Source organism: Paucidesulfovibrio longus DSM 6739, from assembly GCF_000420485.1.
GTDB lineage: Bacteria > Desulfobacterota > Desulfovibrionia > Desulfovibrionales > Desulfovibrionaceae > Paucidesulfovibrio > Paucidesulfovibrio longus.
The window spans coordinates 290573-302995 of record NZ_ATVA01000016.1 but is presented as its reverse complement, the minus strand read 5'-3'; the positions used below and the strand labels follow the sequence as shown (position 1 = coordinate 302995).

General features: G+C 60.2%; 13 protein-coding genes. 9 read left to right on the top strand and 4 right to left on the bottom strand.

The window, feature by feature from the left end; translation table 11 throughout:
• The 4 genes from G452_RS0114270 to G452_RS0114255 form a co-directional block, all read right to left on the bottom strand.
• Positions 1-1224, bottom strand: a complete 1224-nt coding sequence (locus tag G452_RS0114270; protein ID WP_022662939.1) for a M20 family metallo-hydrolase — start codon at positions 1222-1224, stop codon at positions 1-3.
• Positions 1225-1350: 126 nt separating this feature from the next.
• Positions 1351-1659 (bottom strand): PxxKW family cysteine-rich protein, encoded by a 309-nt coding sequence (locus G452_RS0114265; protein WP_040368744.1) that lies wholly within the window; start codon positions 1657-1659, stop codon positions 1351-1353.
• A gap of 153 nt (positions 1660-1812) precedes the next feature.
• Positions 1813-2571 (bottom strand): S-methyl-5'-thioadenosine phosphorylase, encoded by a 759-nt coding sequence (mtnP, locus tag G452_RS0114260; RefSeq protein ID WP_022662937.1) that lies wholly within the window; start codon positions 2569-2571, stop codon positions 1813-1815.
• A 9-nt stretch (positions 2572-2580) separates the two neighbouring features.
• Positions 2581-3093, bottom strand: coding sequence for an adenine phosphoribosyltransferase (locus tag G452_RS0114255; protein WP_022662936.1), 513 nt, complete (start codon positions 3091-3093; stop codon positions 2581-2583).
• Positions 3094-3231: 138 nt separating this feature from the next.
• Between G452_RS0114255 and rsmA the strand changes: the two genes are divergently transcribed.
• The 9 genes from rsmA (at position 3232) to cbiB (ending at position 12375) form a co-directional block, all read left to right on the top strand.
• Positions 3232-4020, top strand: a complete 789-nt coding sequence (rsmA, locus tag G452_RS0114250) for a 16S rRNA (adenine(1518)-N(6)/adenine(1519)-N(6))-dimethyltransferase RsmA (RefSeq protein ID WP_022662935.1) — start codon at positions 3232-3234, stop codon at positions 4018-4020.
• Between the two features lie 238 nt (positions 4021-4258).
• Entirely contained in the window at positions 4259-4531 is a 273-nt protein-coding gene (locus G452_RS0114245; RefSeq protein ID WP_022662934.1) for an HU family DNA-binding protein, read from the top strand.
• A gap of 12 nt (positions 4532-4543) precedes the next feature.
• Positions 4544-4717: a hypothetical protein gene (locus G452_RS21755; protein ID WP_022662933.1), complete on the top strand. Its 174-nt coding sequence runs from the start codon at positions 4544-4546 to the stop codon at positions 4715-4717.
• A gap of 169 nt (positions 4718-4886) precedes the next feature.
• Complete coding sequence (rpsU, locus tag G452_RS0114235) at positions 4887-5087, top strand: 30S ribosomal protein S21 (protein WP_022662932.1); 201 nt, start codon at positions 4887-4889, stop codon at positions 5085-5087.
• A complete protein-coding gene (locus G452_RS0114230; RefSeq protein ID WP_022662931.1) occupies positions 5087-5530 on the top strand; it encodes a GatB/YqeY domain-containing protein in 444 nt (147 codons plus the stop codon). The genes rpsU and G452_RS0114230 overlap by 1 nt, the downstream gene beginning before the upstream one ends.
• Before the next feature lie 16 nt (positions 5531-5546).
• Positions 5547-7850 (top strand): endonuclease MutS2, encoded by a 2304-nt coding sequence (locus tag G452_RS0114225; protein WP_022662930.1) that lies wholly within the window; start codon positions 5547-5549, stop codon positions 7848-7850.
• A 24-nt stretch (positions 7851-7874) separates the two neighbouring features.
• Complete coding sequence (gene dnaG, locus G452_RS0114220; RefSeq protein WP_022662929.1) at positions 7875-9602, top strand: DNA primase; 1728 nt, start codon at positions 7875-7877, stop codon at positions 9600-9602.
• Entirely contained in the window at positions 9589-11346 is a 1758-nt protein-coding gene (gene rpoD, locus G452_RS0114215; RefSeq protein ID WP_022662928.1) for an RNA polymerase sigma factor RpoD, read from the top strand. The genes dnaG and rpoD overlap by 14 nt, the downstream gene beginning before the upstream one ends.
• Before the next feature lie 90 nt (positions 11347-11436).
• Positions 11437-12375, top strand: coding sequence for an adenosylcobinamide-phosphate synthase CbiB (gene cbiB / locus G452_RS19670; RefSeq protein ID WP_022662927.1), 939 nt, complete (start codon positions 11437-11439; stop codon positions 12373-12375).
• Positions 12376-12423 lie beyond the last annotated feature (48 nt).

Here is a 12423-nt window from a genome sequence, read left to right as displayed (position 1 = left end):
CTAGGCCAGCAGAACGGCGGCCATGACCTTGGCGTCGCCCAGGGTGTTTGCGATGGAGCTGCGCTCGTTGGGCTGGTGGGCCTGGTGGTTCAGCTTGGACCAGACCACGGCGTCGTGCCCCTTGCGGCGCAGAATGGCGGCCACGGTTCCGCCGCCGATGCCCACGGGCCGGGGATTGCAGCCGTAGACCGTGCGGATCGCGTTCATGACGCGGTGCACGATTTCGCTGTCTTCAGGGGTTTGCGGAGCGGCTTGTTCCCGCTGCACCGTGTCGATCTCGATGCGCACGCCAAAGGCCTTTTCGGTTTCGTCGGCCATGCGCCGCAGTTCGCCGAGAACGTCTTCGAGGTCGTAGTGGGGAAGCACCCGGCAATCGAAATGAAAGACGTCCCGTCCGGGCAGGGTGTTGATGTTCTGGACGTTGGCTTCCTTCTTCGTCGGTTCGAAGGTGGAACCGGAAGGATCGAACAACGGATTCGTGTCGTTGAAGATTTCATAGAGCGCGCGGGCACGCATGATCAGGTCGGATGCGGCCACCAGGGCGTTGACGCCTTCGTGCGGGGTGGAGGCGTGGCACTGCTTGCCGGTGACTACGACCTTGATCCAGCACATGCTCTTCTCCGCGATTTCCACGGTCTCCGCATCCGGGGTGCCGAAATCCGGCACGAGAAAGAGATCCTTTTCCCCGAAGAGGTCGGCATGCTCCCGAACCACGTATTCCAGGCCGAAATGGCTTCCGGTTTCCTCGTCGGCCACGAGCAGCAGGCCGAGATTCATGGGCGGCGTCAAATCCAGATCCTTCAAGGCACGCGCGAGCAGCAGGGAGCTGACCATGCCCTGGTGGTTGTCCTCCACCCCCCGGCCGATCAGCGTGTCCCCGTCACGCACGAGGGTGTAGGGATCGTCGTTCCAGAGCGAGTCGTCTCCCGGAGGCACCACGTCGATATGGGAAATGACCCAGAAGGTCCGGGTCGTGTCCTTGCCGGGAAGCACGGCCGCGAGGTTGGGACGATACCCGCAGGGCACGTCCGAGGCGGGGGCGTTCATCTCCCGGACAGGGCCGAGTTCCATTTCCTCGAGCCGCTTCTTCAGCCAGTCGGCCTTGTCCTTCTCGCCGGGGCCGCCATTGAGCGGTCCCAGGGCGGGAATGGCCACCAGGTTGCGTTGGAGTTCCACCAGTTCGGAAACCAGCGTGTCGATATGCTTGAAAACTCGATCGGACATGAAAAATCTCCCTGATGCGATCCGGTTCATGAGGGCTGCAAAAGCGAACAATAAAGAAAAGGCCGGACGAGAGCAAAAAAAAAGCGGGGGTCCAAAGACCCCCGCGAGAAAACGGACAAGAACAACCTAGCGACCGCGGGCGGCGCGCTTGGAGGCCTTCAGAGGGTTGATCTTGACCTTGCCTTCCTTGTCCACGGTGGCGCGGACATGGGTGGCGAAGTTGCAGACCCCGGAGGCCCACTTCTTGGCGGGCTGCGCGTAGGAAGGGCAGTAGCTGCCGCCTTCGGCTTCGACCATGCGGTCGCAGCCTTCGCATTTTTCGACCACGGGTTCCATGATCATGCCTTTGTACTCGAGACCGGCCTCGGTCATCTTCGCTTCGGCCAGGGACCCTTTCTGAACTTTCTTAGCCTTCTTGGCATTGGGCTTGTTGATGCTCGCCACGGTAGCGCTCCTTGAAATCGTAATTATGGCTGCGTAGTGCCGACTGCGGCCGGCATTCAATCAAAGAAATAGGGAGGCGGCATTAATATGCGGAGCACCCCCGTATTGTCAAGGGCCAGGAGGACGTTTTTTTGGATTGGAGGGCTATTCCCCCGCGGCCAATCCTGCCACGGCGTCCAAAAGCACGCGTGTGACCTTGCCGACGTTCTCGTTGAAGGTTTTCAGGATTTCATCCCAGGTCACGGGAGCCTCATCCACCTTCCAGCAGTCGTAGTCCGTGCTCATGGCCACCGCTGCATACGGAATTCCCAGCTCGTTGGCGAGGATGCATTCCGGCGCGGTGCTCATGTTGATCACGTCCGCGCCCCAGGCACGAAACATGTTCGACTCGGCGCGGGTGGAGAACCTCGGCCCCTCGATGGTGACCACGGTTCCCTTCTCGTGGAAAGGGATGCCCTGTTTTTTGCAGGCCTTGATAAGACGCTCTCGCAACGGCGCGGAAAAGGGCTCGGCCATGGGAGTGTGCACGGGCTGGTGCGGGGCGAAGACCTCATGAAAGGTCAGTTCCCGCCGCCGGGTGAAGTCGATGAACTGGTCCAGGATCACGAGATGGCCGCGGTCGATTTCCTCGCGCAGGGATCCCACGGCCGTGGTCGCCAGGATGCACTGGCAGCCCTGCTCGTTGAGAGCCCAGACATTGGCCCTGTTGGCCACCCGCGTGGGGGAGTCGGTATGCTCCCTGCCGTGGCGGGCCAACAGCACGACCTTGCAGCCGCCGATGGTGCCGACCTTGAGCGGCGAGGTCAGCGGGCCGTAGGGCGTGCCGACCGTCACATCGCGGGCGTCCTTGAGGATGTCCGGATTGTCCAGGCCGCTGCCGCCGATGATGCCGATGGTATCCATGCGCAATCTCTATAGTTTGAGAAGGTATTCGTGCGGGATGCCCTGGAGCTTGGCCGTTCCGTCGAGAAATCCGAGCTCAATGACGAAGCCGATGCCCACGATGTCGCCTCCGTTGTTTTTGAGCAACTGAAGCATTCCGCCCACGGTGCCCCCCGTAGCCAGGAGATCGTCGATGACAAGAACCTTGTCGCCCTTTTCGATGGCGTCCACATGCATGCAGAGCGTGTCCGTGCCGTATTCGAGATCGTAAGTCACCTGCGCGGTCTGGTAGGGCAGTTTTCCGGGTTTGCGCACGGGCACGAAGCCGATTCCCATCTTGTAGGCCAGGGGGGCGCCGAACAAGAAGCCGCGCGCTTCGGCGGCAGCAATCTTCGTGGCTCCGCAATCCGAAAATCGCTCGGCAAGCGCGTCCACGGTGTAGCGAAATGCAGCCGGGTTGCTCAACAGGGGGGTAATATCAAAAAAGACGATGCCTTCTTTGGGATAATCAGGAATATCACGGATACAGCTTCGCAGATCCATACGAATCCTCCTTGTCGAAATTTCAGTAACATCCCTAATGGCTGGCACGTACCGTGTCAATGTACCTTTGGCTTGCGCGTCATCCGCCGATCATGTACATCCGGCGCGGCCTTGCGTAGAGTCAGCAGCGGAGGAATCATGGAACATCGCGCCAAGCGCAGCCTCGGACAGAATTTCCTGGTGGATGCCAACATTTGCCGCAAGATCGTCGCAGCACTGGAAATCGACGCATCTTCCAGCGTGCTGGAGATCGGTCCGGGCAAAGGTGCGATCAGCGGACATATTCTCGACGCATCTCCCGCTTCCTACCTGGCCATCGAAAAAGACACGGACCTTGCCCGGGAGCTTCGGCTTTCGCATCCGCATGCGGACGTGCGGGCCATGGACGCCCTGGAATTCCCCTGGGAATCGCTGGACGACCCTGCGCTGCGCATCGCAGGCAACCTACCATATAATGTAGGATCTCGACTGATCTGGGACATCGTCAGCCGGACAACGAAATATGAACGGGCCGTCTTCATGGTGCAGTACGAGGTCGCCCAGCGGCTTACGGCGGCTCCTGGCAGCAAAACCTACGGCGCGCTCGGCGTCTGGGTCCAAAGTTTCAGCATTCCCCGGCTCCTGTTCAAGGTTCCGCCGACCGTTTTTCGCCCGCAACCCAAGGTGGACTCCGCTGTGGTGGTTCTTTTTCCGCAAAAGCTGGATAAGCGTCCCCGTGATCCGGAAGCATTGTCGGGATTGCTGCGCCTGTGCTTTCAGCAGCGGCGCAAACAGCTTGGTAACATACTGAAATCGCAACTAAACGACGCATTGACAGCCTGGCTTGAAGAGCAGGGCATCGGATTGAAATTGCGGCCGGAAGCACTCACCCCCGTCCAACTTCAGGAGCTTTCGACCCGAATCGTCACGGATTGCGAGGCTCTTTAGGCTTTTTTCTTATTGACTTGAACTGGAGAAATCTGTTTTAGATTCTCAATCGATTCTGGGAAATCCACGCAGGGCCAAGTTCATCGGCCATTTTCCCGGGATCGGCCTGGACAGAATTACGAGTTTGCTTTAAGTGAATTTGGGAGCGTCCGGGCACGACAGGTGCCAAGGACCACCGCCGACGGCGGTCACCAAGTCCATCATTGGTCGATTAACCATCTATGAGGAGGAAGGACAGATGACTAAGGCTGAGTTGGTAGTCAAGATCGCTGAGAAGGCTAATCTCACCAAAGCCAACGCTGAGCGCGCCTTGAACGCCTTTCTTGAGACTGTCGAAGGGAACCTGGTGAGCGAAGGCAAGCTGACTCTGACCGGATTCGGAACGTTCGTGGTCGAGGAGCGCAAAGAGCGCGTTGGCCGCAACCCCCGCACCGGTGCCGAGATCAAGATTCCCGCCACCAAGGTCGTCAAGTTCCGCCCCGGAAAGCTTCTGAAGGAAGCCGTCAAGTAAGGGGAGGATACAATGCTGCACGGCGAAACCGTTCACAGTCCGCTTCCTCAGGATCTTCCTTGGTGGCAGCCGGACCATGCCATTTTTTTCGGTGTCCTGTACATCGTTATTGCCGTACTTGGCATCGGCATGGGTTACACCATCATCAAGTCCTGGTGGGAAACCCGCAACGGCGATTCTCACTAGTCACGACCACGTCAAGCGAGTGAGGCGGCCCGCTTCGGCAGGCCGCCTCGCTTTTTTGCATTTCAAAAATGAGTTGATATTTCTCCTTGCCTAGATCGATGATCAGGTGTATAAATTTTTGTTCTTCAGGGCGCATTGCGTCCGAAGTAAGTAAGAGGAGGTGATTCCTTTGCCCGGAGTGTATCTCGACGACAGCGACAGCTTTGACGTGGCTCTGCGCCGCTTCAAGAAGCAGGTGGAGAAGGCTGGCGTTCTTTCCGAGCTGAAGAAGCGGCAGCATTATGAAAAGCCGTCTGTTCAGCGCAAGAAGAAGAAGGCCGCAGCCAAGAAGCGTCTGGCCAAGAAAATGCGCAAGATGAAGTCCAGCTGATGAGCCTTCTGAAAGCCATCGAAAAAGACTATCTCTCGGCCTACAAGGCCAAAGAAGACGTCAAAGTGGCCGTCTTGAGAATGCTCAAGACGGCCATCAAAAACGCTTCGATTGAACTTCGGCGTGATCCGACCGATGACGAGGTGCTTGATCTCGTCGCCCGTCAGCTCAAGCAACGCAAGGAGTCCATCGACCAGTACACCAAGGGCGGTCGACCGGAGTTGGCCGAACAGGAACGACTGGAGATGGTTGTCCTTCAGAGCTACATGCCTGTCCAGCTTACCGCCGAAGAGCTGGAACGCGCCATCGATGCGATTGTCGCAGAGACGGGCGCATCCGAAATGAAAGACATGGGCCGCGTCATGCAGGCCCTGCAAGCGAAGCACAAGGGGCAGATCGACGGCAAAACCGCCAGCGCTCTGGTCCGAGCCCGCCTCGCATAATACCTCCTTCATAATCATGGATTCCAGAACCGCACTGTTGCTGGAGTTCCCCAAGATACTTTCAGCCTTGGCAGAGCTCGCCGCATCCGAGCCTGGGGCTGAGGCGTGTCGGGAACTCGCGCCGTATGATTCCCTTGACGAAATCCGCCGCCAGACCGATCTGCTCGTCCTGGCGCGGGAGTGGTCCGGCGTGTCCGGGTTCCAGCTGACCGGATTTCCCTCCCTGGCCGGGCTGTTCCATTTCCTGGACGCACGCGAGCACGGCAGCCTGGATATCGACGATTTCACCGCCTTGGGACAGGTGTTGCGCTTGGCGCGCGAAGCGCTCGACGCGCTGCAAAGCGGCGACGATCGCTATTTGCGCCTGCGTGACGCGCTTTGCCCCAGTCCTTGGCCCGCCAAGATCGCTTCCGCCGTTTTTCGCTGCATCGACGCCGAAGGCCGCATCCGTGATGAGGCCACCCCGGAGTTGGCCGCCGTGCGTTCCGAGATTCGGGGCATCCATCAGCGCTGCACGAAGAAGGTCAAGGATTTCATTCTGGGACGCGACCTCTCGCACTATCTCCAGGACGATTTCATGACCCTGGCCTCGGATCGCTACGTCCTGCCGCTCAAGGCGAATTTCAAGGGACGCTTCCAGGGCATCATCCATGATTATTCCCAGACCGGCGAGACCTGCTATTTCGAGCCGATGTTCCTGGTGGAGCTGAACAACCAGCTTCAGGAACTGAAGAAGGAAGAAGCCGTCGAGGAGAAGAAGATTCTCGACTATCTCACCGGACTGTTCCGCTCCGAACGCGCAGGCGTGCAGGGCGGCTACGAATTTCTCCTCCGCCTGGACGTGCTCCTGGCCAAGGTGGCCCTGGGAGAGAGGCTCGACGCCTCCCCCCTGGAAGTTTCCGAAGGCGCGCCCCTGCGGCTGACCGATGCCCGCCATCCGCTTCTGGTGCTGGCCGGGTACGACGTGCAGTCCGTGGACGTCGTCCTTCGTCCCGGCGACCGCACCCTGGTCATCAGCGGCGGCAATGCCGGCGGCAAGACCGTGACCCTGAAGACCGTGGGCCTTTGCGCCATGATGGCCTATGCGGCCCTGCCCGTGCCCGTCGGAGCGGGCGGCTCCCTGCCGTATCTTCCGCACATCTACGTGATCATGGGCGACGAGCAGAGTCTTGAAAGCCATGTGAGCACCTTTACCGCCCAAATCCGCTACGTCAGCCAAGCGTGGAGCAGCGTGGATGAACGCAGTCTCTTTCTGCTCGACGAGTTCGGCGCGGGGACCGATCCGACCCAGGGCGCGGCCTTGGCCCAGGCCGTGCTCGACAGGCTCACGGCCAAGGGGGGCGTGACCCTGGCCGCAACGCACTTCCCGGCGCTGAAGGCGTATGCGCTGGCTTCGGACCACGTGCGCGCCGCAAGCGTGCTCTTTGATCCGCGAACCAAGAAACCTCTTTTCCGGCTGGCCTACGACCAGGTCGGCGCGAGCATCGCCCTGGATGTGGCCCGCGAACACGGCCTGCCTGCGGAGATTCTTGAAAAAGCCGAACAATATCTTTTGCTTGAAGGCTCAGAAACCGGAACCGTGCTTGCCCGGCTGAATGAACTCGCCGTGCGCAGACAGCTCGAACTGGATGAGCTGGCCGAAGAGCAGCAGCGCCTCAAGGCCCGCCGAGAAAAGCTGGAAGCCGGATTCGAGAAGGACAAGGTCAAGCTTCTCGAAGAGGTGCGCGGCACGGCGCAGACGGTTCTTCGCCAGTGGAAGGAAGGCAAGGCAGGGCGCAAGCAGGCGCTCAAGAAGCTGTCCGAAGTGCGCGAAAAAATCGCGCCGGATTCGGCGTCGCCTGCCATGGCCGACCCCGATCAGCCCGCATTCGGCTGGGACGATATTGTCGTCGGCGAGGACATCCTCTACATTTCTTGGGGAAAGCGCGGCCGCGTCGTGGAAAAGGACGAAAAGAAACGGCGCGTCAAGGTGGATATGGACGGGGTGGCCATGTGGGTCAATGGTGCCGATCTCGGTCCGGCGCAAAGCCGCGAACAGAAATCCACCGTCGTCGTCACGGCGAAAACCGCTCCCGGCCCGACCCTGACCCTGGACTTGCGGGGAATGCGTGCCGATATAGCCTTGAGCGAGACGGAGCGATTCCTGGACGGCGCTCTGCTGCGAGGCGCAAGCCAGCTTGAGATCATTCACGGTCGAGGCACCGGCGCTCTGCGCCGAGAAGTTCACGAATTTTTGAGGAACTACCCTGCGGTGGAATCTTTTGCCCTGGCCACGGAAGAGCGGGGCGGGGACGGAATGACGGAAGTGACCCTCAAATAGGGCCGACGCCCGGAGGAGAGGGGAATGCAGTCTGACCCCATACAGCTCATCAAGAGCAAGTTGAACATCGCCGACGTGGTGCGCCGCTACGTCGATCTCAAGCCCGTTTCAGGGCGCTGGATGGGCGCGTGCCCGTTTCACCAGGAAACCAAGCCTTCCATGTCCGTGAATGAGCAGGAAGGCTTTTTCTATTGCTTCGGCTGCCAGGCTTCCGGGGACGTGATCGACTTCTACAAACGCATCAATGGATTGGAGTTTCGGGACGCCCTGGAACAGCTCGCCGCAGAGGCGGGAGTGGATCTCGGGGACGTTCGCCCGGACCCGCAGGCGGACGAGCGCCGCAAGATGAAGCGTTTGTACCTGGACATGCACACCTGGGCCGCGCGGCATTTTTCGGACAACCTGCGCCTGCCTGCCGGAAGCGTTGCCCGGGATTATTTGCAGCGGCGCGGCATGAGTCCGGAAATCGTCTCCGAATTCGGCCTGGGATACAGTCTCGAAGACTGGCATGCGCTGGATCATTTCCTGCAATCCAAGGGCTTTACTCCGGAGCAGGGAGTGGAGTCCGGGCTCTTGTCAAGCAATCAGAAAGGGTCTATATATGATCGTTTCCGCGCCCGTCTGGTCTTCCCAATTCAAGATTTATCGGGTCAGGTCATTGCCTTTGGCGGAAGAATCATTACTGAAGGGGAACCGAAGTACCTGAACAGCAGTGATTCCCCGATCTACAAAAAAGGCGATCACCTCTACGGGCTCTACCAGGCCCGCAGACACATGACCCGGACGAGAAGGGCGCTGCTGACCGAGGGCTACGTGGACGTGCTCTCGCTGCATCAGTTCGGATTCAAGGACTCCTGCGGCGTGCTCGGCACGGCACTGACCCCGGATCAGGTCCGGCGGCTGGCGGGTTTCTGCAATCGGGTCGATCTCGTTTTCGACGGAGACGCTCCCGGCAGGAAAGCCGCGCTTCGCAGCGCGGAAATGATCCTGTTGCAGGGACTCAGAGTCAACGTGGTGCTCCTGCCGGAAGGCGAGGACGTGGACAGCGTTTTGCAGACTCAAGGCAAGAGAGGCTTTGAGGCGTGTCTTGACGCTGCCGAAGACGGTCTTACCTTCGCCATGAGCACGTTGTGCAAGGAACATTCGCCCAAGGAGATCATGGACTGGGCGCAAGGATTCCTGCAAAAACTGCAAGACGCCTCGCTCAAGGCCTTCTACCTGCCCCGCATGGCGCAGGGACTGGGCCTGTCCGAGGCTATACTGCGTTCCACGACCGGAGTTCCCCGGCCCCAGGCCAGAAGTTCCGCACCACGGCCCGCGCCGAAGGTGGGAAGGGAGGACAAGGACGACAGGTATTTCCTGCGGTTTCCCATTCAATATCCGGACTATGTGCCCGACCTTTGCAAAAGGGGTTTCGGAACGATCCTGACCACGGACTGGGGCGAAAAGCTCTGGCAAAAGCTCGTGAAGCTGCACGGGCAGGATCTCCTCCCCAACCTGGATGACCAGGAAAAACGGTTTTGGGCCGAGTGCCGATTGGAACTCGAGCAGACGCTCGCCTTTTCCGGCGAAGAATTGCAAGAGGAATGGAACCACATTTGCGACCGAATCGAAGGCGTCCGCGAAAAGTACCGGCGCCGTGAATTGATCGAGGCTCTCAAGCTGGCGCAAGAGCGGGGCGATGAACAGGCGGTGGCGGAATGCACCAAGGCCCTGAACGATTTCTTGGGGAGGAGTGATGAGCAACATTAAGGAAATCCAGCAGATCAAGACCCTTATCGCCAAGGGTAAAAAGAACGGATTCCTGACGTTCGAGGAAGTGGGCAAGGCCCTGCCCTCGGATATCAACAACCCGGAGCAGATCGAAGAAGTCATCAACATCTTCGACGACATGAATATCGTCATCGTGGACAACGAGGAAAACAGCAAGAAGCTGACCTCCGACGCCGGTGACTCCGATGAAGAGCTCGAACTCGTCAAGGACGAGGACGACGCCATCGACTATTCCTCCCGCAGCACCGATCCCGTGCGCATGTATCTGCGCGAGATGGGAGCCGTGCACCTGCTCGATCGCGAGGGCGAAGTCGTCATCGCCAAGAAGATCGAGAACGGCGAGATGGACGTGCTGTTCGCCCTTGTGGAAGTGCCCGTGGCCGTCGAGGAACTCATCCAGGTGGGCGAGGATCTCAAGGACCAGCGCATCAAGCTCAAGGACGTGGTCAAGACCATCGAGGAGGACGATCCGTCCGAGGACGAGATGAACCAGCGGCAGCGGGTCATCTTCCTGCTCGACGAGGTCAAGCAGCTCTACAAGAAAAAGAAGAAGATCTACGAGAAGCTGGACTCCTGCGCCCAGCTGGAGCGCCGCGTCTACGGCGTGCAGATGGAGATCCTGAACTTCAAGGACGAAGTGGTCCGGCGTCTGCGCGACATCAAGCTCGAAAAGACCCTCATCGACAGGATCATCGAGACCGTGGGCGACTACGTCCGGCAGATGCACAACTGCCAGCGCGACCTCTCCGCCTACGTGCTTTCCGTGGGCAAGACCCGCGACGAGATCGAAACCATCTTCAAGCAGGTGGACGAGCGGGAAATGAACCCGGTGGCCGCGTCCGACGCGCTCGGCATGACCGTGGAGGAGTTCTTCTCCTTCAAGGAAATGCTCGCGGGCAAGCTGGAGATCCTGACCCGGCTTCAGGAAAAGTGCTGCCACAACGTCAACGACCTCGAAGAAGTGCTCTGGCGCATCAAGCGCGGCAACGTAGCGGCCATGCGCGCCAAGCAGGAACTCATCCGCGCCAACCTGCGGCTGGTCGTTTCCATCGCCAAAAAGTACACCAACCGCGGCTTGCAGTTCCTGGACCTGATCCAGGAAGGCAACATCGGCCTGATGAAGGCCGTGGACAAGTTCGAATACCAGCGCGGCTACAAGTTCTCGACCTACGCCACCTGGTGGATTCGCCAGGCCATCACCCGCGCCATCGCGGACCAGGCCCGGACGATCCGCATCCCGGTGCACATGATCGAGACCATCAATAAGCTCATCCGCACCTCCCGCTACCTCGTGCAGGAGCTGGGACGCGATCCTTCTCCCGAAGAAATCGCCGAGCGCATGGACTACCCGCTGGAAAAGGTCAAGAAAGTGCTCAAGATCGCGAAGGAACCCATCTCCCTGGAAACGCCCATCGGCGACGAGGAAGATTCCAGCCTGGGCGATTTCATCGAGGACAAGAAGGCCACCGCCCCGGCGGAGGAAGTGGTCTCCACCAAGCTCGGCGAGCAGATCGCCGCCGTGCTGGCGGACCTGACCCCGCGCGAGGAGCAGGTGCTGCGCAAGCGGTTCGGCATCGGCGAAAAGAGCGACCACACCCTTGAGGAAGTGGGCAAGCTCTTCAACGTCACCCGCGAACGCATTCGACAGATCGAGGCCAAGGCCCTGCGCAAGCTGCGCCATCCGGTGCGCTCCGCGCTGCTGCGGTCCTACTTCGACAACTAGACCAAGCATCCCATCGGGGGAGGAGGGCCGCCAAAGGCCTTCCTCCCCTTTTTTTTGCCATTCATCAAAACTTGAAGTACGGAGGCGTCGATGGAACTCATGGATTTTCTTCCGTTGATCGCCTTCGGGCTTGATCTCGTCCTGGGCGACCCGCAGGGCTGGCCCCATCCCGTGCGCTGGATCGGCTGGCTGGCCAGACGGCTGGAAGATGCGGGAAGGCTGTTCTGCGGCGGTTGTCCCAGCCGCGCGTACGGCACGGGGGCGTCCCTGGCCCTGCTCGCCGTCACCGCGTTCGGCTACGGCTTCGTCACCATTTTGCCGCTGATCGGCTGGCTGGCGATGTTCTATTTCGCCTATGCCGGGCTTGCCTTGGGGTGTCTCTTCAAGGAGGGCCGCCGCGTGTCCGCGCTCCTCGACGCGGGAGAGCTTGAAAAGGCCCGCACTGCACTGTCCATGCTCGTGAGCCGGGACACCTCCGCGCTTGACGAGCACGACTGCCGCCGGACCCTGGCCGAAACCCTGAGCGAGAACTTCAACGACGGTTTCGTCGCCCCGTTCTTCTGGCTCTGCCTGACCGGGCCTTTTGGTCTCTGGCTGTACAAGACCGTCTCCACGCTGGATTCCATGTGGGGCTACCGCACCGCCGAGTATGAAAACCTCGGCTGGTTCGCGGCCCGCACCGACGATCTGCTGGCCTGGATTCCAGCCCGTCTCAGCTTTGGCGCGCTGCTTTTCTGCGGCTGGATCATGGGACTCGACTGGCGCGAGGCCTGGCGCAGGGCGCCCGCGGACGCCAGGAAAATGGATAGCCCCAACGCCGGCTGGCCCATGGCCGTCTGCGCCTGGCTCTGCGGCGGCGGCATGGGAGGCTCGGCAATCTATTTCGGGATCATCAAACACAAGCCCGCGGTCGGTCCGGAAGCCTCTGTCTGGACCTCGTCCATGCTCGGAGCGCTCGAACGGCTGCTGTTCTGGTCGGCGCTCCTGGTTGCCTTGCTGGGGCAGTGGCTTTCCCTGGCGCTGTTGTAGCCGAAAGCCGCATCGGATCGTCCGTCAACGAGAAAGCCCCCGTCGCAC